The organism is Candidatus Pelagibacter communis (assembly GCF_001179965.1).
GTDB lineage: Bacteria > Pseudomonadota > Alphaproteobacteria > Pelagibacterales > Pelagibacteraceae > Pelagibacter.
The window spans coordinates 32,514-55,548 of the sequence record NZ_CVSH01000038.1 but is presented as its reverse complement, the minus strand read 5'-3'; the positions used below and the strand labels follow the sequence as shown (position 1 = coordinate 55,548).

The 23,035-nt window shown below is 27.3% G+C and carries 23 protein-coding genes and 1 tRNA gene; 9 read left to right on the top strand and 15 right to left on the bottom strand.

Annotation, left to right across the window (positions count from 1 at the left end; all coding sequences use genetic code 11):
* Nucleotides 1-29: 29 nt before the first annotated feature.
* From AMN73_RS01745 to AMN73_RS01715, 7 genes are all read right to left on the bottom strand, one after another.
* Nucleotides 30-1,181 (bottom strand): amino acid ABC transporter permease, encoded by a 1,152-nt coding sequence (locus AMN73_RS01745; protein WP_075534577.1) that lies wholly within the window; start codon nt 1,179-1,181, stop codon nt 30-32.
* A 64-nt stretch (nt 1,182-1,245) separates the two neighbouring features.
* Nucleotides 1,246-2,283, bottom strand: coding sequence for an amino acid ABC transporter substrate-binding protein (locus AMN73_RS01740; protein ID WP_075534576.1), 1,038 nt, complete (start codon nt 2,281-2,283; stop codon nt 1,246-1,248).
* A gap of 153 nt (nt 2,284-2,436) precedes the next feature.
* Nucleotides 2,437-2,513, bottom strand: a tRNA-Arg gene (locus AMN73_RS01735).
* A 29-nt stretch (nt 2,514-2,542) separates the two neighbouring features.
* Nucleotides 2,543-3,790: a TrkH family potassium uptake protein gene (locus AMN73_RS01730; protein WP_306452619.1), complete on the bottom strand. Its 1,248-nt coding sequence runs from the start codon at nt 3,788-3,790 to the stop codon at nt 2,543-2,545.
* 165 nt (nt 3,791-3,955) lie between these two features.
* Nucleotides 3,956-5,329 carry a Trk system potassium transporter TrkA gene (trkA, locus tag AMN73_RS01725; RefSeq protein WP_075534574.1) on the bottom strand — a complete coding sequence of 458 codons (1,374 nt, stop codon included), beginning with the start codon at nt 5,327-5,329 and terminating at the stop codon, nt 3,956-3,958.
* The gene (locus AMN73_RS01720) at nt 5,329-6,684 is read right to left on the bottom strand and encodes a sigma-54-dependent transcriptional regulator (protein WP_075534573.1); all 1,356 of its coding nucleotides are present in this window, start codon (nt 6,682-6,684) and stop codon (nt 5,329-5,331) included. Before AMN73_RS01720 ends, trkA begins: the two co-directional genes overlap by 1 nt.
* Entirely contained in the window at nt 6,674-8,461 is a 1,788-nt protein-coding gene (locus tag AMN73_RS01715) for a sensor histidine kinase NtrY-like (RefSeq protein WP_075534572.1), read from the bottom strand. Before AMN73_RS01715 ends, AMN73_RS01720 begins: the two co-directional genes overlap by 11 nt.
* Nucleotides 8,462-8,487: 26 nt before the next feature.
* On the opposite strand from AMN73_RS01715, the gene ispF reads away from it, so the two are divergent.
* Genes ispF through AMN73_RS01700 form a run of 3 tightly spaced genes read left to right on the top strand, consistent with a single transcriptional unit; the run spans nt 8,488 to nt 10,554 of the window.
* A complete protein-coding gene (gene ispF / locus AMN73_RS01710) occupies nt 8,488-9,591 on the top strand; it encodes a 2-C-methyl-D-erythritol 2,4-cyclodiphosphate synthase (protein WP_075534571.1) in 1,104 nt (367 codons plus the stop codon).
* Nucleotides 9,584-10,090: a phosphatidylglycerophosphatase A family protein gene (locus tag AMN73_RS01705; protein ID WP_075534570.1), complete on the top strand. Its 507-nt coding sequence runs from the start codon at nt 9,584-9,586 to the stop codon at nt 10,088-10,090. The genes ispF and AMN73_RS01705 overlap by 8 nt, the downstream gene beginning before the upstream one ends.
* Complete coding sequence (locus AMN73_RS01700; protein WP_179850069.1) at nt 10,087-10,554, top strand: CinA family protein; 468 nt, start codon at nt 10,087-10,089, stop codon at nt 10,552-10,554. Before AMN73_RS01705 ends, AMN73_RS01700 begins: the two co-directional genes overlap by 4 nt.
* Here AMN73_RS01700 and AMN73_RS01695 read toward each other — a convergent pair.
* From AMN73_RS01695 to tpiA, 8 genes are read right to left on the bottom strand one after another with little or no spacing between them, the layout of a single operon-like run.
* Complete coding sequence (locus AMN73_RS01695) at nt 10,540-10,989, bottom strand: type II toxin-antitoxin system RatA family toxin (protein WP_075534568.1); 450 nt, start codon at nt 10,987-10,989, stop codon at nt 10,540-10,542. The two genes, AMN73_RS01700 and AMN73_RS01695, sit on opposite strands and share 15 nt — an antisense overlap.
* Entirely contained in the window at nt 10,970-11,905 is a 936-nt protein-coding gene (lipA, locus tag AMN73_RS01690; RefSeq protein ID WP_075534567.1) for a lipoyl synthase, read from the bottom strand. Before lipA ends, AMN73_RS01695 begins: the two co-directional genes overlap by 20 nt.
* Entirely contained in the window at nt 11,895-12,197 is a 303-nt protein-coding gene (locus AMN73_RS01685; RefSeq protein WP_075534566.1) for an FtsB family cell division protein, read from the bottom strand. Before AMN73_RS01685 ends, lipA begins: the two co-directional genes overlap by 11 nt.
* Nucleotides 12,197-13,453: a phosphopyruvate hydratase gene (eno, locus tag AMN73_RS01680; RefSeq protein WP_075534565.1), complete on the bottom strand. Its 1,257-nt coding sequence runs from the start codon at nt 13,451-13,453 to the stop codon at nt 12,197-12,199. The genes AMN73_RS01685 and eno overlap by 1 nt, the downstream gene beginning before the upstream one ends.
* The gene (gene kdsA, locus AMN73_RS01675) at nt 13,453-14,277 is read right to left on the bottom strand and encodes a 3-deoxy-8-phosphooctulonate synthase (protein ID WP_075534564.1); all 825 of its coding nucleotides are present in this window, start codon (nt 14,275-14,277) and stop codon (nt 13,453-13,455) included. The genes eno and kdsA overlap by 1 nt, the downstream gene beginning before the upstream one ends.
* A complete protein-coding gene (locus AMN73_RS01670; protein ID WP_075534563.1) occupies nt 14,264-15,889 on the bottom strand; it encodes a CTP synthase in 1,626 nt (541 codons plus the stop codon). Before AMN73_RS01670 ends, kdsA begins: the two co-directional genes overlap by 14 nt.
* A gap of 40 nt (nt 15,890-15,929) precedes the next feature.
* The gene (secG, locus tag AMN73_RS01665) at nt 15,930-16,229 is read right to left on the bottom strand and encodes a preprotein translocase subunit SecG (protein WP_075534562.1); all 300 of its coding nucleotides are present in this window, start codon (nt 16,227-16,229) and stop codon (nt 15,930-15,932) included.
* Between the two features lie 25 nt (nt 16,230-16,254).
* Nucleotides 16,255-16,980 carry a triose-phosphate isomerase gene (tpiA, locus tag AMN73_RS01660; protein ID WP_082254570.1) on the bottom strand — a complete coding sequence of 242 codons (726 nt, stop codon included), beginning with the start codon at nt 16,978-16,980 and terminating at the stop codon, nt 16,255-16,257.
* A gap of 56 nt (nt 16,981-17,036) precedes the next feature.
* Here tpiA and AMN73_RS01655 point away from each other — a divergent pair, with 56 nt between their 5' ends.
* The 6 genes from AMN73_RS01655 to lexA all read left to right on the top strand — a co-directional run bounded on the left by AMN73_RS01655 (nt 17,037) and on the right by lexA (nt 23,034).
* Nucleotides 17,037-18,467: a SurA N-terminal domain-containing protein gene (locus tag AMN73_RS01655; RefSeq protein ID WP_075534561.1), complete on the top strand. Its 1,431-nt coding sequence runs from the start codon at nt 17,037-17,039 to the stop codon at nt 18,465-18,467.
* A 4-nt stretch (nt 18,468-18,471) separates the two neighbouring features.
* A complete protein-coding gene (gene trpE, locus AMN73_RS01650; protein ID WP_075534560.1) occupies nt 18,472-19,923 on the top strand; it encodes an anthranilate synthase component I in 1,452 nt (483 codons plus the stop codon).
* Complete coding sequence (locus AMN73_RS01645; RefSeq protein WP_075534559.1) at nt 19,923-20,495, top strand: anthranilate synthase component II; 573 nt, start codon at nt 19,923-19,925, stop codon at nt 20,493-20,495. Before trpE ends, AMN73_RS01645 begins: the two co-directional genes overlap by 1 nt.
* The gene (gene trpD / locus AMN73_RS01640; protein WP_075534558.1) at nt 20,495-21,487 is read left to right on the top strand and encodes an anthranilate phosphoribosyltransferase; all 993 of its coding nucleotides are present in this window, start codon (nt 20,495-20,497) and stop codon (nt 21,485-21,487) included. The genes AMN73_RS01645 and trpD overlap by 1 nt, the downstream gene beginning before the upstream one ends.
* Nucleotides 21,480-22,271 carry an indole-3-glycerol phosphate synthase TrpC gene (locus AMN73_RS01635; RefSeq protein WP_075534557.1) on the top strand — a complete coding sequence of 264 codons (792 nt, stop codon included), beginning with the start codon at nt 21,480-21,482 and terminating at the stop codon, nt 22,269-22,271. The genes trpD and AMN73_RS01635 overlap by 8 nt, the downstream gene beginning before the upstream one ends.
* A gap of 88 nt (nt 22,272-22,359) precedes the next feature.
* Nucleotides 22,360-23,034 carry a transcriptional repressor LexA gene (lexA, locus tag AMN73_RS01630; RefSeq protein WP_075534556.1) on the top strand — a complete coding sequence of 225 codons (675 nt, stop codon included), beginning with the start codon at nt 22,360-22,362 and terminating at the stop codon, nt 23,032-23,034.
* The last annotated feature ends 1 nt before the right edge of the window (nt 23,035 follow it).

Below are 23,035 nucleotides of genomic sequence, written 5' to 3'. Positions count from 1 at the left end.
TTGAATTTGATTGAAACTAATACTTCTCATTATTTTTCCTTAATCTCAATTTTTTTGTTATACCAGTTCATTAGTGCGGCTATTGCAAGACTAATGGAAAGATAAGTAAGCATTGTAATTCCAACAATTTCAATTGCTTTACCTGTTTGCATTAATGCAGTTCCAGCAAATACTAGTACTAAGTCTGGATATGCGATTGCAGCTGCTAATGATGAATTTTTAGTTAAATTTAAATACTGATTGGTTGTTGGCGGAATTATAATTCTTAATGCTTGAGGCATTATAATTAGTTTTAATATTTGATTAGGTGTTAATCCTACTGAGGCCGCTGCTTCTTTTTGACCTTTGCTTATACCCTGAATTCCTGCTCTTACACACTCAGCAACAAATGTTGAAGTGTATAATGAAAGAGCTAAGACCAAAGCGATAAGTTCTGGTGGCAATCTAACACCACCTTCATAAATATAAGATGTTGTTGCAAGTTGTTTTAAAACAGGTATTTCAAAATTTAAAGTCACTCCTCCAACTAAAAAAGATAAGCCAGGTAAAATAATTAAAATTGCTAAACTTATATATATAAGAGGTAATTGTTTTCCCTCTTTTTCTTGTAGTTTTTTTGCATATATTCTTATGAATACTATTGATACGACTGCAGCAATTAGACAATACATAAATATATTTAAATTTTGCCATATCATTGCAGGAATGTAGTATCCTTTTATTGTCATATAAGTGACACCAAACCAAGGTTCAGCACCTTCTGGTAAAGGTAATGCTCTTAAAGCAGCGTAATACCAAAAAAAGATTTGTAATAATAAAGGTATATTTCTAAAAAATTCTACATACCATGCAGCAGAGTTTCTTATTAGATAATTACTAGATAGCCTTGCAACACCTATGATCACACCCAAAATTGTACAAAAAATTATTCCTAAAAATGAAACTAATAAAGTATTTAATAAAGCAACAACGTAAGCCCAAAGATAAGAGTCCTGCCCATCATAATCAAGCAGCGTAAATTGCATATCAAATGAGGCTTCTTGTTTCAAAAAACCAAAGCCAAAATCAATGCCTCGATTATCCATGTTAACTTGTGCATTAAATGTGAAAAAACCAAATACAAAGACAACAAAAAGGATTGTGAGTAATTGAGGTATAATACGTTTAATTTTATTATTCATTTTGGGGAATATAAAAAAAAGGGCTAGATAAATCTAGCCCTTTTTAAATCATATAAGATAACGATTATCTTGATGGTGGTACGTAAAGTATTCCGCCTTTAGTCCATAATTGGTTTGGACCTCTGTCAGGTAAAATACCAGTATCAGCTATATTTCTTTTATAGCTTTCACCATAGTTACCAACTTGCTTGATAATTCTTAGGTTCCACTCATTATCTAAGCCAAATGCAGCACCCATTTCACCTTCTGCGCCAACAAGTCTCTTAATTGCTGGGTTATCAGAAGTTTTCATAGAATCAGCATTTGCAGAAGTAATTCCATACTCCTCTGCTTCTATCATAGTGTTCAAAGACCATCTTACAATGTCTTCCCAAACAGAATCACCTTGTCTTACAACTGGTCCTAAAGGTTCTTTAGAAATAGTTTCTGGTAATACAATGTGTTCATCTGGGTTTTTCATCTTAGTTCTTTGAGCTGCTAAACCTGATTTATCAGTTGTATAAGTATCACATCTTCCTGCATCATAAGCTGCAACAACCTCGTCAGCTTTTTCAAAAGCTACTGGCTCGTAAGAAATTCCTCTTGAATTAAAGAAGTCTCTCATATTAAGCTCTGTTGTTGTACCAATGTTTGTACAAGCTGAGATACCGTTTTTGAATTGGCTCGTAGAAGTTATTCCTGAGCTTTTTCTAACCATGAAACCTTGACCATCGTAAAAGTTTACACCTACGAAAGTAAGACCAATGTCAGCATCTCTAGAAAGTGTCCAAGTAGTATTTCTTGATAAGATATCAATCTCACCAGATGTTAAAGCTGTAAATCTTTCTTTAGCACTTAATGGTGTAAACTTAACTTTGTTTGCATCACCTAGTACTGCAGCAGCTACCGCTCTACATACATCAACGTCAATACCAGTCCAGTTTCCAGATGCATCAGCATTTGAAAATCCTGGAAGACCTTGAGAAACACCACATCTAACAAAACCTTTCTTCTGTGTGTTTTTAAGTGTTTTTGATTTCTTTGCCATAGCTTCTGTTGTAAATGCAAAAAGCACTGCAACCATTGCTACGAAAGAAGTCAATTTTTTTATTACTTTAAACATATTCTTCCTTTTGTTTTAAGTTTATTTGTTAACAAATAATTCAAAATTACTTTTGAATAAGTAATATTTAAGCACGATCTAGAAATCTCATCAATAAAAAACTTAGATTAAAATCTCAAATTTTATAATATTTTTGATGAATATGGCTCAATATGGCGCGCCCTGAAGGATTCGAACCTCCGACCCACGGTTTAGAAAACCGTTGCTCTATCCAGCTGAGCTAAGGGCGCATTTTTATATGTTTACTTATATTATTAAATTAGTTTTTAAAGAAGAATTTTTTGCAAAGAATTAGTATTGTAATTAATTCAACCCTGCCGATAATCATAAATAAAATAAGACTATATTTTGAAATATGGTTTATTTCTTGAAAATTAAAATTTGGCAAGCCTGTCATAGTAGAATTGACTGTATTCATGAGGGTTAAAATTGATAATTTAAATGCCTCGTCAATAGAAAGGCCCATAATTGAAAGTATGCTAGAAAGAATAATAAGCGAGATTATAAAAATTATAATTGTTAAAAAGTATTTATAAAAGTCATCTAAATTCATATTTTTATCACTAAAAGCTAATTTATTTAGAAATATATTTTTAGGTTTTGAATGAGAAATAAGCTCGTTAATGGAAAATTTTATAAGAGAATATATTTTAACAAATCTTAATCCAGAGCTAGTTGAAAAAAAGGATCCTCCAACTATTATTAATAACAAAAATATAAATGCAAATTTTTGTGGAGTTTTTTCAAGAGAAATACCTACATTTGAAACACTACTTGATATGGCTAAAAAAAGATAATTAAAGTCAATATTTTTATCTGAAAAAATAAAGAAAATTGAGTAAACAAATAATAAATAAAATAACAGGTAAAGATCTTCTTGTATCGATTTTAAGCCCTTATTTTTTATTAAAAAAACATTATACAAAAAAAACAATCCAAAAAAAGATATTAACAAAGTTAAAGAAAATAAATTAATTTTTAGTTCATTATTTAGAATTGAAGAGAGATTATTAGTTGGTAAAAAACCGCCTGAAGAAATTACTGATAATGCAAGATTTAGTGAAATGAAGGACCTAAATTCAAAAATATTATATATAAAAAAAATAATTAAAGTCAGTAAAATATAGAATATAAGTATTTTAGAAAATTGTTTAAAAATTTCAGATGAGTTAAAAGATAAAAAATTTGTAATAGTTTTTTTTAAATTATCATCAAATATATCAATTAACAAAAGTATGGAAAAAAGAAAATATAACCCACCAATCCATTGTGAAGATGATCTCCATATTATAATACTTTCATCAAGATGTTTTATATTTTCAAAAATTGTAAATCCAGTAGAAGTAAAACCTGAGATTGACTCAAAATATGCGTCTATAAAAGATATGTTGTAAATACTTAGGTAGTATGGAAGTGCAATTATAACTGGTAATGTAAAATAACCCAAAATTACTGTTTGTATTTTATAATATATAGATACTTTTTTTACATCAGAGGATTTTATCAAAAAGCTCAGTAATGGTATTAAAGAGATTAAAAAAGTATAAAAATATGCATCTATATTAAGATATAAATTAAAATAATAAGAATATAAAATATTAAAAAAACATAATATAGAAATTATTGTTGTAAAAAATCTTAAGTAATAAATATTGAATTGATACATCAGTATTTAAATTGCACTGATACGAAACATGTTTTCTACTGTTTGTATTTGATCATTTTTTGCTAAAAAAACTACTGTATCATCCTTTTGAAAAATAAAGTTTGATCTTGGTATAATAATATCTTTACCTCTTAGTATAGCTCCTATTCTAATTTCTTCTGGAAGATTTGCATTTTTAAGTTCTTTATTTATTAACTCTGAAGTTTCAATAATCTCAGCTTCTATAACTTCATATTCACCATTTAGAATACTGTATGCTGTCTCTATGGTACCTTTATGAACATGTTTTAAAATACTTGAAACCGTACTCATCCTTGGATCTACAAGGTCATTTATTTTTAAAGACGATTGTAATAACGTATAATTAGGTTTATTTATTAAAGCCATTGTTCTTTTTTCTTTAGCAAATTTCTCAACAAGAACACTTACCATTAAATTATCCTCATCGTCATTTGTAAGAGCTAAAACAGTTTCGACTTCTTCAAGATTAGCTTCTGATAAAACATCTTCATCCAAACCATTACCATTAATTATAATTGTGTTGTTTAATTCATTTGCTATAAATTCAGCTCGAGTTTTATCTTTTTCTATAATTTTTATTCGAGCAGACTCAAACGATTTTTCTATATTTTTGGCTAGATTAAATCCTATATTACCTCCACCGATTATTAATATTTTATTTGAAATTTTTTCGTTATGACCAAAAGCAATTAATGTTTTTGCCATTTGAGACGAGTTTATTATTACATAAGCCTTGTCATTTATTTGCATAACATCATTTTTTTTTAAAATAACAAACTTGTTATTTCTAATGACACCTAAGATATTTGCCTCTAAATCGGGAAATTTTTTAGTCAATTCGTTGAGTTTAATACCTTGAATTGGGCAATCTGTATTTATTAATATTTCTAAAAGTCTTATCTTATTTTCTGCAAATGGAATATTATCTAGTGCGCCTGGTGCCTCTAGTTTTCTTTGCAGGGATTTTGCAATTTCAAGTTCTGGGGAAATGATCACATCGATTGGCAAATTTTCTTTACTATATATTTTCGAAAATTTGGGGTCTAAATAGTATTGTGATCTAATTCTTGCGATTTTTTTATTTATTTTAAATACTGTATAAGCAATTTGACATATTAACATATTGATTTCGTCATTTCTTGTTACTGCAATTATCATATCTGCATCTGAAGCATTTGCTTTTTCTAGAATTGATGGATAAGTAGCTTTTCCAACTATGGCGTTTACATCAAGACTATCCTTGATTTTTTCTATATCCTCGCTCGATTGATCAATAACAGTTATTGAATGTTTTTGCTCACTCAATAATTTAGCAATAGTAAAACCCACTCTTCCAGCGCCACAAATTATTATATTCATTAATTAAGGTCTTTGATATTTAGGCCTTTAAGTTTTCTATGGAGTGCTGACCTTTCCATACCAATAAACTTAGCCATTTTTGATACATTTCCACCAAATTTTTTTAACTGTGTTGTTAAATACTCTTTTTCAAAATTTTCCCTCGCCTCTTTTAATGGTATCGACAAAGTCTTTTCAGGTTTAGCTATTTCGTATGACTGAACCTTTAGCGACTCTTTTATAATGTTTGAAACCTTCTCTGATGTATCTGGAGCCAATATAGCAATTCTCTCAATCAAATTTCTTAATTCTCGCACATTGCCTGGCCATGAATAATCAATTAAGTAATGATTATCAGGATTGATATGAAATTCTTTCAAATTATAAATATTTGATATTTTTTTTGAAAAATACTCAACTAATAATGGAATATCTTGTACCCTTTTGTTTAACGGCTCTATGTCAATTTGAAAAACATTTAATCTGTGAAATAAATCTTCTCTAAAATTACCGTTGTTAATCTCCATTTTGATATCTTTGGCCGAGGAACAAATTATTCTAACATCTACCTTAATATCATGATTACCATTGATCCTTTTAAATTTTTGGTCGGTAAGAACCCTTAAAATTTTTGATTGAGTTTCCAATGGTATTTCCGATACCTCATCTATAAGTAATAAACCACCGGTAGCTTTTTCTAATGCTCCATACAAAATAGAACCATCGTTTCTTTCTTCACCAAATAATTCCTGCTCATATTTTTTTACATCTAATAAAGCACCATTCAGAATTATAAAAGGACCATTGCGTCTTTTGGATTGTTTATGAATTTTTCTAGCGATAAGTTCTTTTCCGGATCCAGTAGGACCATTTATAAATATTCTACTATCGGTAAGAGCAAGTTTTTTAATTTGTTCATTAATTTTTGTTATATTCTGGCTAGATCCAACTAAGTCAAAGGAGTGAAATAATTTTGTCTGCAATTCTTGATTTTCTTTTTTAAGATCATAATTTTCTACAGCTCTTTTGACAAAATTTAATAATCTCTCCTGATCAAAAGGTTTTTGAATAAATTCAAAAGCGCCAGATTTAAGAGATTTTATTGCCATCTCAATATTAGCATGTCCCGAGATAATTATAACTGGTATATCTTTATTCTTTTTTTTAATATGTGATAAAAGTTCAATTCCATCATTGTCACCCTTATCAAGTTTTACGTCTATAATAGCAACATCTGGTAATTTTTTATCAATCTCAATTAGTGCCTGATTATAATTAGCAGCAACTCTTGTTTTATAACCAGCATCTTTAATTAAATCGTTTAATATATTTCTTATATCAGGATTATCGTCTATAATTAAAATTTCAGTTGACATTTTTGGGTATATTTAAATTTATTTTTGCTCCATTTTTATTTGATTGAATATTAAATATTCCGTTATGATCATTTATAATTTTATTAACTATTGGTAGTCCAAGCCCAGTTCCATTTTTTTTTGTAGTAAAATATGGTTTTAAAATATCTTTTAAGTTTTTATTATCAAACCCAACGCCATTATCTGTTATTGTAATTTCTATATAATCATCTTTTTCATAAATTTCTATATCAATTTTTTTAATAATATCTGGGTTTTTTAACCTTTTTTCATTAATGCTTTCAATTGAATTTTTTAGAAGATTAATAAAGACTCTATTTATTTGCTCAGCATCACACATGATGTTAGCTTTTTGATTTGCTGGGTTAAAATTAATTTTTAACGTTTCATCAAGCTCTTTCATTAGATTGATATTTTCATTAATTATTAAAATTAGATCTGTTTTTTTAAATATAGGTTTTGGCATTCTGGCAAAATCTGAGAATTCATTAACTAAATTTTCAATTTGTTTAATCTGTTTATTTATAGTTAAAAGGTTATTATCAAATTCATTTTTATCGGTCTTACTATCTAAAAATTTTGTAAATTTAGAATTCAATCTATCAATTATTAATTGAATAGGTGTCAAAGGATTTTTGATTTCATGAGCTAATTTTCGAGCTACATTTTCCCATGCTTCGTGTCTCTCATTGAGAAGTAGTTTGTCTTGTTGGTTTTTTAGCCTTTCTGTCATAAGGTTAAAGTTTTTATTTAACTGCTCAAGATCTTTATCAGTTTTAACTTCAGGAACTTTTACGTCAAAATTTCCACCTCCAATACTTTGAGATGCTGTAATCAGGTTATTAATTGATCTAAAAAATCTTGATGAAAACTTAATTGCAATACTAACAGATAAAAACAGTAACAGTGAAACTATTATGATGTAAATTATTATAAATGAAATTTGAATTCCAGATCTCTTTTCCTCAACTGTGTAATAAAAATTTATTGCTTCTTGAGACTCAGTCAAATATTTTGATATCTCACCATCAAGAAATTTAACAACATATAAAAAAGTATCCTCAAAATTAGTAAGTCTCATTATTGCAGCAGATTTATTTTCAAAAGCATTAATAATTTTTAAAGGCCGATCATCTTCCAAAACTAGCTTAAGTGCTTGATTTGCTGGTGGCTTATATCTATTTAAATCTTCTAAAGTTGATAAAATTATTTTTCTTTCGTTATTAATAATATGTATTTCATCAACACCTCTTATCATTTTTTGTGTTGCTAAAAATCTTTTGAATTCTTTTGGGTTGGTAGAAAGATATTTAGCACTCTTATTCACATCAAATGCTATTAAAACTGCTTCAGATTGAATTTTATCTCTAACTTCATCAACATAATTTTTTGCAAGTTCATATGAATTATCAACAACAGTTGTAATTTTTTTATCAAAATATTTCTCCAATGCAAAAGAAAAGAGAAATAGGGAAAAAACTGAAATTAATATTGAGGGAATAATTGTAAACAATGAAAAAAAAGTTATATACTTTTTATTTGATTTGGATCCCTCAGCATCGATATCATTTTTTATTGATTTTTTAATTTCAGAATAAATAGAAAAAAAGAAGAATATTAAAAGAAATATGTTGGTTAATAATAAATATTGAAGATTTTGGTTGTTAAGTTGTATAAAACTTTTATCAATAAATGTTAGAAATGTTAAAAAACCAACAAATAAAGTCACTGTGAAAATAGCAATCACAAAAATATTTTTTTTGATAAAATTAATCATTATGCAATAAGTTTACTTTATATATTATGAATAACTGTTTTATATTACTAGCAGCTGGACAAAGCAAAAGGTTTAAATCCTCAAAACATAAGCAATTTATTTCTTATAAAAACAAACCATTATACGAACATTCAATTATTAAAGCTATAGAATCAAAATTGTTTAAAAAAATTATATTAGTAACAAATAAGAAGATGATTGACGTCAAAAAATTCAAAAATAAGGTAAAAATTATAAAGGGTGGAAAAGAAAGAAGTGACTCGTCATTTTTAGGAATTAAGTACGCTAAAAAATTAGGTGCCAAAAACGTATTTATTCACGATGCTGCAAGACCAAATTTTTCTATCAATTTGTTAAAAAATATTTCTAAAAGCTTAAAAAAAAATCAGGCAGTTGTACCTTTTATTAATTCTTCCGACTCTATTAAATACAAAAATAAATTAGGTTATTTTAATTTAAAAAGAAAAAATATTTTAAAAACTCAAACACCTCAAGCATTTAGGTTAAAAAATATTTTAAAATTATCAGAAAATAATAAAAGTAAAGTTAACGATGAAGCTACTTTGTTTATAAATCAAAATTATAAAGTAAAATTTATTCCTGGTGAAAATAAGAATAATAAAATTACGTATGTTGACGATTTAAATGAGCAAAAAATATTTTATGGTTTAGGTTTTGATATACATAGACTAGTTAGAAAAAAAAAACTTTATTTGGGAGGTATCAAAATTCCACATCATTCAGGTCTTGCAGGTCATTCAGATGGCGATGTTATTTTACACTCAATTATAGATGCAATTTTAGGTTCTATTAGAAAAAAAGATATAGGTGCTTATTTTCCAAATACAAAGAAATATAAAAATATAAGATCTACAAAGTTGTTAAAACCAATTTTAGAAATGCTCGATCAAGCAAATTTTTACATAAATAATTTGGATATTAATTTAATATGTCAAAAACCGAGAGTTTCAAAATATAGGAACAGAATTGTTGAGTCTATATCTAGACTAATGAATTTAAATAGAGATTTAATTAATCTAAAAGGTAAAACTGTTGAAAAATTAGGTTTAATTGGAAAAGAACAAGCAATAGCTTGTGAGGTAATAGTTTCGATAGCAAAATATGATTGAAAAAATAAATAAATACTTCGTTACGATGTTTGGATTGGGCAAGTTTAAAAAAATTCCTGGTACTATTGCATCTTTTACAACAACAGTAATACTTTTTCTTTACTTCCATATATTTAATTTTCCTAAAGACTTTTTCCTATTTTTTTTGATAATTGTTACAATTTATGCGTTTATTGCTGTTGCAAATTATATAAAATCAAAAAACAATAAAGATCCAAAAGAAGTTGTTATTGATGAATTCATTGGTCAATCTATACCAATATATCTTTATGAAATTTCGCATGGAACAGAAAAAAATTTCGAAGATTCCTTTTATTTTTATTTAATTATGTTCATGACATTTAGAGTTTTTGATATAATTAAACCCTTTCCTGTTAGTTATTTTGATAAAAATTTTAAAAATAGTTTTGGAGTGATTATGGATGACATTGTTGCAGGTTTATATGTTGTGTTATTTTTAATATTTTTTATGACAATAAAAATATATTTTACTATATGAATAATATTAATAATTTAATTCGCACCTTAAAAAGAAAGAAAATTAAAATTTCGTGTGCTGAATCATGTACTGGTGGACTTTTAGCTAGTTCAATTACTTCAGTTAGTGGTGCATCAAAAATATTCAATTTAGGTATTGTGACATACTCCAATCAAGCAAAAATTAAAATTTTAAAAGTTAATAAAAATATAATTAAAAAATATGGTGCAGTGAGTCATCAGTGTTGTATCTCAATGGTGAACAATTTATCAAAAATTTCTAATGCTAATATTAATATTTCAGTAACTGGAGTTGCAGGACCAAACGGTGGAACTAAGCAAAAACCTGTAGGGTTAGTATATATAGGTATCAAAAAAGGTAATAAAATTAAGATTAATAGGTATGTTTTTAAGAATAAAAATCGGAAATCTTTTCAAAGAGCTACGGTAAAAAAAGCTTTTGAGTTAATATTAGGAATTATCTAAGATTTTATTTGCTTGTTTTTCAAATGCGTCTGCAATTTTATTTAATCCATATTGAAAAGATTTTGTCATAATAATATTTAAAAAACGATTTTTTAACTCAAAATCTACATCAAATGAAACTTCAGTTTGTCCTTTAAATTCTTTAAAATTCCATTTATTTTCGAGATGTTTAAGAGGACCATCAATATTAGTTACAAAAATTAAATCTTTATCTTTATAATACTTTACATCACTTTTATATGTATCTTTAAAAGGACCTTTTCCAATAGTTAAATCAGCTACGATTAATATTTCGTTACTCTTATCCTCTTTACTATATACTTTTGAACCTAAACAATAAGGAATAAAATTAGGATATTTTTCAATATCCAAAACAAGTTCGATCAAATCTTTCTTATTACAGTTAATAATTCTTTTAACTGAGGCTTGAGGCATTTGTTCTGAGTCTATTTTTTTGCAAAACTTTAAAATCCTCATCTGCGTGGTATGAAGATCTAGTCATTGGTGAAGAAGATACCAATAAAAATCCTTTTGCTTTAGCCTGTTGATCTAACTCATTAAATTCATCTGGATGATAATATCTAACTAAAGGAAAATGTTTTGGTGATGGTTGTAAATATTGACCTATGGTTAAAAAATCTACATCAGCTGAAATTAAATCATCCATGACTTGTAAAATTTCATCTTTTGTTTCTCCTAAGCCAACCATTAAACCAGATTTGGTGAAAACATTTTTGTTTATTTGTTTTGAATTTTTTAAAAGTTCAAGTGAGCCAAAATATCTTGCTCCAGGTCTAACTTTTCTATAGAGACTAGGAACTGTTTCAATATTATGATTAAAAACATCAGGGTTTGCCTCAAGAACCTTTTTATAGGCCTCTCCTTTTCTAAGAAAGTCTGGTGTTAAAACTTCTATAGAGGTATTTGGATTATTTTTTTGAGTTGTTTTAATCACTTCAAAAAAGTGTTGTGAGCCTCCGTCAGGTAAATCATCCCTATCAACTGATGTAATCACAACATGTTTGAGATTTAATTTTTTAACAGCATTGGATATTTTATAGGGCTCAAAAGGATCTAGTTTATCTGGCTTGCCTGTTTTAACATCACAAAATCCACAAGCCCTCGTGCAAGTGTCACCCATAATCATAAATGTTGCATGTCTTTTACTCCAGCACTCGGTAATATTTGGACAATTAGCCTCTTGGCATACAGTTACTAGATTATTTTGATTTATAACGCTTTTAGTAATAAAAAATTCTTTACTATTTAATAACTTAGACCTTATCCAATTTGGTTTTTTTTTAATAGGATTTATAGGTTTATTTACTTTTTCTGGATGTCTAATTGTCATTGTTAACTATTATATAGGTACTCTCGCCTTTTTTACCAAGCATTAATTTGTCTCGTATTAATTGATCGACAAAATCCTTGTCGATATTATCAGTTAATAGGGAGTTTTCTAATTCTAATCTTTTTATTTTTGATAATTTAACAGTTTCTTCATTTGTAAGCTTTTTTAAAGTTTCCTTTTTTTCGAAATATGAGAATAGACCCCTCTGACCACCTAACAAGTTAATTAAAAAATAAATTATTAAAAAAAAAGAAATTATTTCAAAGTAATTTTTTTTTATTTTTGTTAGCATTAATGAATTTTATTCATTTTTGCCTTTTTTCCTAGATTTTCTTCTATTCGAATTAATTGATTATATTTAGCAACTCTTTCTGACCGGGACAAAGACCCTGTCTTTATCTGATTTGAGTCGGTGCCAACTGCTAGATCTGCAATAAATGTGTCTTCACTATCGCCAGATCGATGAGAAATAATTGTGCTAAATCCTATTATTTTTGCAAATTTTATAACTTCTAAAGTTTCAGTTACTGTTCCAATTTGATTAAGTTTAACAAGTATCGAATTTGAAGAATTATTTAAAAATCCCATTTTTAATCTTTCTAGATTAGTTACGTATAAATCATCGCCAACTATTTGAGTTTTTTTTGATGCTTTAATCATTTTATTCCATGAAGACCAATCATTCTCAGAAAATGGATCTTCTATAGATTTGATTTTAAACCTTTTGATTAATTGTAGATATTTTTTGATAGATTCATTAGTAGAAATGAATTTTGTCGAGTGAATAGAATACTTACCTTTTTTATATAATTCATTTGCAGCAACATCCAAACAAATTGAAATATGCTTACCATTGATAAAACCAGATTTTTTTATAGCATTAACTATTAAAGTTAAAGCATTTTCGTTTTTATTTATCATTGGAGCAAATCCACCCTCGTCTCCAACAGATGTAGATAAACCTTTTGAATTAATTATTTTTTTTAGATTTTGTATAACCAAATAGCACATTCTTACTGCATCAGAAAAATTTTTTGCTCCATCTGGTCTAATCATAAATTCTTGAATCCTTAAACCATTATTCGAATGAGCCCCGCCATTAATAATATTCATTAAAGGATATGGAAGTCTAAAATTTTTATTTTTTAAAAAACACTCGTAAAGTGGTTTATTTTTAATTTTTGCTGACAATTTTTTGTTAGCCATTGATACTGCTAGAATTGCATTTGCTCCAATTTTAATTTTTTGTTTAGTACCATCTAAATTGATCATTATGCTATCAATTCTTTCTTGATTATGAACATTTTGACCTTTGAGTTTTTTTGAAATTTTTTTATTTATTAAATCTATCGCCTTAAAAACACTTTTGCCTAAATACTTTTTGTTGGACTTATCTCTTTTTTCAAAAGCTTCGTATGTTCCAGTAGATGCGCCAGAGGGGCAAATTGCTGATGCGCTACTTTTACCAGAAAATATCTCTGCCTCTATTGTTGGATTTCCTCTGCTATCAAAAACCTGTCTTGCAACAATTTTTGAAATCTTACTCATTATTTTTTAATTAAATTATCAATTTCACAAAGTTGAGAAATAAGATTTTCTAATTTGTTAAGTGGAAGCATATTGGGACCATCAGATGGTGCATTGTCAGGATCTTGGTGTGTTTCTATAAAAACACCTGCTACACCAACTGCAATTGCCGCTCGGGATAGATGTTCTACAAACTCTCTTTGTCCACCACTTTTTTCTCCCATTCCACCTGGTTGTTGAACAGAATGTGTTGCATCAAATATCACCGGGTAACCATTTTTTGCCATTATAGGTATTGATCTCATATCAGAAACCAAAGTATTGTATCCAAAACTTGCTCCTCTTTCGGTTACTAAAATATTATTATTACCTGAATCTGATATTTTTTTTGTTACATTGACCATATCCCAAGGTGCTAGAAATTGTCCTTTTTTAACATTAATAATTTTATTTGTTTTTGCAGCTGCAATGAGCAAGTCAGTCTGCCTACACAAAAAAGCTGGAATTTGCAAAACATCGATGTGATTTGAAACTATTTTACATTGTTCTTCGTTATGAATATCAGTGAGAACAGGCACGTTTATTTCTTTTTTTATTTTATCAAATACGGGCAATGATTTTTCTAAACCAGCTCCCCTTTTTCCTTTTAGGCTGGTTCTGTTGGCTTTATCAAAGGATGTTTTATAAATGAATCCTAAGTTAAATTTTTTTGTGATTTCCTGTATTTTACCTGCCATGTCTAATGCATGTTGTTCTGTTTCCAGCTGACATGGTCCTGCTATTAAACAAAATCTATTAGAATTTGAAATTTCTATTTGATTACATTTAACTTTAATATTTTGCATTTTTGATTTTTACTGCCTTGATAAATGATGAGAATAATGGATGTGGGTTTAAAGGTCTAGATTTAAATTCTGGATGAAATTGAACACCAATAAACCAAGGATGATTTTTTAGCTCTATAATCTCAGGTAATTTGTGATCCGGTGACATTCCAGAAAAAATTAGACCTTTATCTTCAAATTTGTCTTTATAATCAATATTTACCTCATATCTATGTCTATGTCTCTCATTTATACTATTAGATCTATAAATTTTTTGAATAAGAGAATTTTTTTTTAATTTAGCCTCATAAAGACCAAGTCGCATTGTACCACCAAGCTCTTTTTTAGAACCTTTGAAAATTTTACCATCTCTATTCCATTCATGTATTAATCCTATTACATTCACTCCTGTCTTGCTAAATTCACTAGATGTAGCTTTCTTTATTTTCAATACATTTCTTGCATATTCGATGACGGCCATCTGCATTCCATAACAGATACCTAAAAATGGTATTTTATTTTGTCTTGCATATTTTATAGCCTCAATTTTACCCTCAGTGCCTCTTTTCCCAAAACCACCTGGTATAAGTATACCTGATATATTTTTTAATTTTTCTTTTATTTCATTAGGTTTTAATTTATCAGATTCAATTCGTATTAAATTCACCTTCACGTTATTATCTATTCCACCATGTATCAAAGCCTCATCAAGTGATTTATAAGCATCCTTAAGATTTACATATTTACCTATTAAACCAATATTTACTTTAGGTTTTGTTTTCAAAACAACATTAGTAATTTTTTTCCATGGATTGAGGTTTACATTTTTCTTTGATTTTAATTTAAAGTATTTAAGAACAATTTTATCAAGTTTCTCTTTATTAAAACTTATGGGAGCTTCATAAATCGTTTTAACATCGACTGTCTCAATAACATTTTCAAAAGGAACATTACAAAATAATGATATTTTTTTTCTTTGATCAAATGGTAAAGGCTGTTCTGATCTACAAATAATTATATCAGGCTGAATACCAATTGTTCTTAGTTCTTTGACAGAATGTTGCGTTGGTTTTGTTTTAATTTCATCTGAAGCTCTCATATATGGTACTAAAGTTAAGTGGATGAACAGTGTATTTTTTTTTCCATGGTCATTTGAAAATTGTCTTATTGCTTCCAAAAATGGTAAGCTTTCAATGTCACCTACTGTACCTCCTATCTCGCAGATTATAAAATCTTCAGAGCTAACATCTTTCTTTATAAATTCTTTTATTCTATCAGTGACATGTGGTATTACTTGTACAGTCTTACCTAAATAACCACCTTTTCTTTCTCTTTGAATAATATCACTATAAATTCTTCCAGTGGTTATATTATCAGATTGTTTTGCCGATATACCTGTGAATCTTTCGTAATGACCCAAATCAAGATCTGTTTCTGCACCATCATCAGTTACAAAAACTTCCCCATGTTGAAACGGACTCATTGTGCCAGGATCTACATTTAGATAGGGGTCTAACTTTCGTAATCTTACTTTATAACCTCTTGACTGAAGTAAATAAGCTAGCGAAGCTGATGATAATCCTTTACCAAGTGATGAGACCACGCCGCCAGTGACAAATATATATCGCGCCATGGAAGTATCTTATAGCGACTAAATCAATAAATGAAAAGGATTAATTGTTATTATCTGGAATTTTAGGGGTATCTTCAGTTTCTTCTACAGCATCAATTACTGAAGTTTCTGATATCAAATCCCCTCTTGATACTATGGTCAAACTTAAGCTGCATATAATAAATAACGTTGCAACGATTCCTGTAGCTTTTGTTAGAAAATCCCCTGCGGTTCTTGAAAACATAAAATTATCTTGAGAAACTCCAATACCAAGAGCACCACCTTCTGATTTTTGAAACAAAACTAAGATTACTAATATAATTGCTAAGATTATATTTAGTATTAACAAAATATTTTCCATGATGACTAATTAAAGGTTTTTTTTATTATATCAATAAGTTTTTTGAGCTTTGGGATGCACCACCAATTAAATATCCATCTAATAAATCAATCATATTTAATTTTTTAATATTATTTGGACTCACCGATCCACCATATAAAATTTTATAATTATTAAATTTTTTACTTATTATTGATTTAATAAATTTAATATTTTTTTCTAGTTCAAGGTTATTTGGTACAACACCTGTCCCTATTGACCATACTGGTTCATAAGCAACTATAATCTTACATTTTTTACCAATACCTTTTAAGCCATTCATAATTTGCTTTTTTAAGATTATATTTGTTTTTTTATTTTTTCTTTGAAAGGATGTTTCACCAATACAGAATATTACGTTCAATTTACTTTTAATTGCTGATAAGATTTTTTTATTTATTTGCTTATGGTCCTCGCCTAATGTTCTATTTTCTGAATGTCCTATAATTACATATTTTACACCTAAATTTTTTAACATTTTTGAATTAATAAAGCCTGTATGAGCTCCAAAATCATAATTCTCATGAATATTTTGAGCTCCAGTTTCTATTGAGGATTTTTTTAAAGTATCAACAAAATCACTCAAGAGTGTGTATGGAGGACAATAAATAATCTTAAATTTTTTACTTTTACTAAGCCTTGAAAATTTTATAACGTTTTTAATACTTTTTAATGAACCTAAATCGCCATACATTTTCCAGTTTGCTATAAAATATCTTATTTTATTTGTCATATTGATACTTATAATCTATAGCTTTGTCTTTTATAGTTCAATAAATTAAAAAAATTATGCTTAACAGTATTAGAAATTTTTCAAAAACAATATTTGCAAAAATATTATTATTTATAGTTATAATCCCTTTTGTTTTTTGGGGCATGGGAGGTGTATTTAGCAGTGGAAATACGAATTCTTTAGCTAAAATTGATAACATCAATATATCTACTCAAGAATTTATCGAACACATTAATAATTTAAATATAAATCAAGAGGCAATTAGAGAAAATTTAGATAATGAAATAGTTGAGGAGTTATTGTCAGAATTAATATCTAAAAAAATTTTGGAAATTCAAATCAATGAGTTAGATATAAATATTACTGAAAAAAATTTAGCTAATATAATAAAAAAAAATCCTAACTTTTTTGATGAAAATAATAATTTTTCTAGACTAAAATATGAAAAATTTCTTTTAACAAATCAAATTGATGCTCCTACTTTTGAAAGAAGACTTAAAGAGAGAGAATTACAAAATAATTTATTTAATTTTATTTCTGGTGGTATTTACTCACCATTATTTTTAACAAAGAAACTTTACGAAAATGAAACAAAAAAAATTGAGATTGAATATATTGACCTAAAAGAAATATATGGATCAAAAGATAGTATAAAAAATAATGATGTAAATAAATATATTGATAAAAATGAAAATAATTTAAAGCAAGAATTTATTAATTATTCTTATGTAAAATTAACACCTGCAGATTTAATAGGCTCTGAAGAATACAACCAAATATTTTTTGATAAAATTGATGAAATAGAGAATAAAATATTAACTGGAAATTCATTAAATCAGATTGTTTTAGAATATAAACTAGAAAAAAAGAGTAAAGAAAATGTAAATATTAGTAGTGAATTAACAAATATTGATAATAAAATATTAGATTTATCAAGTAAGAGCCAAATTGATATTATTGATATGAATGAGTTCTATTTGCTTTATGAGATAGAAAATATAGTCAAAAAATTACCAGATAGAAATAATGATAGTTTTATTAAGACCGTTAAGGATAAAATATATCAAGAAAAAAGAATTAATCACAATATTGAATTACTACAAAAAATTAATGAAAAAAAATTCACAGATGCTGACTTTAATAAAATTGTAAATTCAGATAAATCAAAAATCAAAAAATTATTATTGAATTCATCGAGAGATAATAAAACATTCCAAATTGACTCAATTAAAATCATTTATAACATGCCAATCAAAAGTTTTACTATGGCATCGGATGAAGATAAAAATATATATTTAGTTAAAATTTTAAGAGAGATAATTGATAACTCATCATTTTCAGGTGATAAAATTAACGATTATCAAAAATTATCTGCTAGCAACATAAATAAGGAAATTCTAACTGCTTATGATTTTTATTTAAATGAAAAGTACAAAATTAAAATAAATGAGCAAACATTAGAAAGAGTAAAAAATTATTTTAGATAAAATAATGCAAAGCTATTCAAAATTTAAGCGGGATTATAGTGCTAAAAAAAATCAAGTATTATATAAAATTAAAAAAGTAAAAAATGATCATGAGATTATTAAATTAATTGACGATTTTTTGGTAGAAAAAAATAGTTTTATATTTGAGTCAGTTGAAAAAGGAAGAATAAAAGGCAGATATACAATATTTGGTAGGAACCCTGATAAAATTTGGGAGTTCAATAATAATGCTAGTTATTTGATAAAGGATAAAAAAAAAATTAAAATTAAAGGAAATCCTGAAAAAATAATAGAGAAAATAATAGAAGATTTTAAATTTAAAACTCCCTCAAATTTGCCACCAATATCATCTTTAATTTCAGGATATTTTTCTTATGATTCAATTAGATATATTGAAAAAATACCTAATACTTGTAAAGACGATTTAAAATTGCCAGACGTTAGACTGATAAGACCAAGAACTTTGATTATTTATGATAATTTAAAAAAAAAAATATTTTATATTATTAATGTTTTTAATGACGAAAAAATAACAAATTTTTCAAAAAAATATACTCAAGTTCAAAATGAATTAAATAGTCTATACAATAATAATTTTAATATTAAAAAGAAAAATAATATAAAAAAAAGTAGCTCAATAATAAATATAAAATCGAATACTTCAAAAAGCAGTTTTCTAAATATGGTGAAGAAAGCTAAAAACTTTATAAAAATAGGTGATATTTTTCAGGTTGTTTTAAGTCAAAGATTTGAAGCCAAATTATCAAAAGATCCCATAGATATATATAAAAAATTAAGGGTCACAAACCCTTCGCCTTTCATGTTTTTTTTTAATTTTCCTGACTTTCAAATTATCGGTGCGAGCCCTGAAATTCTAGTCAGACTAAGAGACAATAAAATAACTGTAAGGCCCATAGCTGGAACTAGACCAAGGGGAAAAAATTATATTCAGGACAAATTTTATGAAAAAGATTTACTAAATGATAAAAAGGAACTTTCAGAACATTTAATGTTATTAGATTTAGGAAGAAATGATGCAGGTAAAGTTTCAAAAATTAACACTGTAAAGGTCACAGAGAGCTTTACTATTGAGAGATATTCACATGTTATGCATATAGTTTCTAATGTAACGGGCGTATATAATAACAAATATTCTAAGTTTAAATCATTATTGGCTGGATTTCCTGCTGGAACAGTTTCGGGTGCACCAAAAATAAGAGCCATGGAAATTATTGATCAGCTAGAAAAAACAAAACGAAAAGTTTATGCTGGAGGTATAGGTTATTTTTCTGCTAATGGAGAATTTGATACTTGTATAGCACTTAGGACTGCAATGGTAAAAAATAAAAAGTTTTACGTTCAAGCTGGCGCTGGGATAGTAGCAGACAGTGTGCCTTTAAAAGAATATGAGGAAACTGTAAATAAAGCTAAAGCCCTAATTAATGCTTTAAGATAATGAAAATTGTATTAATAGATAATTACGATAGTTTTACTTTTAATTTGTTTCATTATTTATCATCTTTTAAAATAAACGTTGATGTAATTAGAAATGACAAGATTACCTCAAAGCAAATTTTAAATAAAAAATACAATAAAATTGTAATATCACCAGGACCAGGAAACCCCAATCAATCTGGAAATTGTCTAAATATTGTTAAATCACTTCATAAAAAAGTTCCTATTTTAGGCGTTTGTTTAGGTCATCAAATAATTGGACAAGTGTTCGGTTCAAAAGTAGTTCAAGCAAAAAAATTAATGCATGGTAAAACAAGTAAAATTATTTCAAAAAAAACAGGAATATTAAAAAACTTACCAAAAAATTTTGAGGCAACAAGATATCATAGTTTAATAATTGATAAAAAAACACTTTCAAAAGACCTTGAAATTACTGCTCAAACCACGGATGGATTAATTATGGGAATTCAGCATAAAAAATATAACGTTCATGGAGTGCAATTTCACCCTGAAAGTATTAAAACTAAATTAGGATTAAAAATTTTAAAAAACTTTATAAAATATAAAAATTAGTGAAAAAATATATCGATAAAATTAAAAAGAAACAAAGTCTGACCTTTGATGAAAGTAAAGCTGCTTTTGAGATATTAATGGAAGGAAAAGCAAATGATCAGGAAATATTTGATTTTTTAACATCATTATCTGAGAAAGGTGAGTCTTCAGACGAAATAGCCGGTGGAGTTTTTGTGCTTAGAAATAAGTCCAAAAGGGTAACTGTAGAAGGTTGTGTTGATACATGTGGAACTGGTGGAGATGGTATGAACACGCTAAATATATCCACTGCCTCTGCTTTGTTACTAGCAAGCATGGGTATAAAAGTTGCAAAACACGGCAATAAAGCTGTCTCATCAAAATGTGGATCTGGTGATGTGTTAGAGGCTTTGAATATCAAAATAAATTTAGAACCGAATGATATTGAAGATCAAATAAAAAAAAATAATTTTGGTTTTATGTTTGCGCCTAACTATCATAGTGCTATGAGATTTGTTGGTCCAATCAGAAAAAAAATTGGAAAAAGAACTATATTTAATATGATTGGGCCTTTAAGTAGTCCTGCCCTAGTGAAAAGGCAGGTTGTTGGTGTTTTTGATAAAAAACTTTTAAAGATATTTGCAAATGCTTTAAATAATTTAGATATTAAATTTGCATGGATTGTTAATAGTGAAGATGGTTTAGATGAAATTTCACCATATGCTAAAACAAATGTAATTCAACTTAAAAACAGTGAAATTTCTGAAATTATTATTGATCCAAAAGAACTAGGTATAAATGCACATAAGTTTGAAAATCTTATTGGTGATGATGCTAAATTTAATGCAGATAAAATGATTAATATATTTAAAGGAGAGGATAATGATTTTTCTAAAGCTGTATGTTTAAATGCTGCTGCGGGTGCAATTGTAAATGAGACCTATCAAAGTTTTGCTGATGCATATAATCATTCACGAGAACATATTTTATCAAAAAAAGTTATTAAACATTTAGAAAAAATTCAAAATGCCTGATAACGTTCTTGAAAAAATAATTAAAAAAAAAAAAGAAAAAATAGAAAGTTTAAAAGAAACTATTTCTTTAGAATCGTTGAAGGAATTAATATCATCAAATAAAACTTTTATTAATTTTAAAGAAAAAATTGAAAATAATATTAAAAACAATAAAATTTCTATTATTGCTGAAATCAAAAAAGCCAGCCCCTCAGCTGGTATACTTATAAAAGACTATGATCCTGTTAAAATAGCCAATATATATAATGAAAATAAAGCTACATGTTTATCAGTTTTAACTGAAGAAGATTTTTTTTTAGGAAACCTGACTCACATAAAAAAAATCAAAGAAAAAATAAACCTACCAATTCTTTGTAAGGATTTTTTTGTGGATAAATTTCAAGTGCCATTATCCAAAAGTTTTGGTGCAGATGCAATATTAATTATATTAGCTGGAGTAAGTGAAAACCTTGCAAATGAATTGTATGAAGAGGCATCTAAATTAAATATGTCAGTTATAGTTGAGGTTCATACTGTCGATGAAGCTAAAGAGGCTCTAAAATTTAAAAATGCTTTAATAGGAATCAATAATAGAAATCTAAAAACTTTAAAAACTGACATAAATACAACTTTTGATATTCATAATGTTCTCAAAGGTCACCCAGGCCCACTAATTTCTGAAAGTGGAATTAAAACAAAAGATGAGCTTTTGGATTTGTCGAAAAAGACCTCTATCAAAACTTTTTTAATCGGTGAATCACTTTTAAAAAATTTAAATAATAATTCTATTTTTTCAGTTCTTTAGTCAATTAATCCCCATTTTTGTTACTTTTTTTACTATTGTTAATTATAGAGAACTTTTGTAGAACAGATTCTGTACGATATTTGTTCTTATGCTAACGAAAAAACAAAAAAACTTGCTTTTATTTATCAACAAGAAGTTGAGAAGCTCTGGTGTATCTCCTTCTTATGAAGAAATGAAAGCTTCACTTAATCTTAAATCCAAATCTGGAATTCATAGACTAATTAGTGCTTTAGAGGAAAGAGGATTTATCAAAAGACTGGCCCATAAAGCAAGAGCTTTAGAAGTAATAAAATTACCTGAAACAGCTTCTGCTAATGATATTTATAATAGCTTCTCACCAAGTGTAATAAAAGGTGGCTTAGACAGTGAGCAGGAAATTGATGGAGTAGAAATACCTGTATTAGGTAAAATTGCTGCTGGAACTCCTGTAGAAGCGATACAAAATGAGGTTTCTAGAATTCCACTTCCTGAAAATATTGAAAAAAAAGGTGAATATTTTGGATTAAAAGTTCAAGGTGACTCTATGATTGAAGCAGGTATTAATGATGGAGATACGGTTGTTATTAAAAAGACCGATACAGCTGATAATGGAAAAATAGTTGTTGCTCTTATTGATGATCATGAGGCAATGTTAAAAAGAATTCGAAAAAAAGGTAAAACTGTAGCGCTTGAAAGTGCTAATAAAAATTACGAAACTAAAATTTTCGGACCTGATAGAGTAAAAGTTCAAGGTGTTCTAGTATCTTTATATAGAAGTTTCTAAT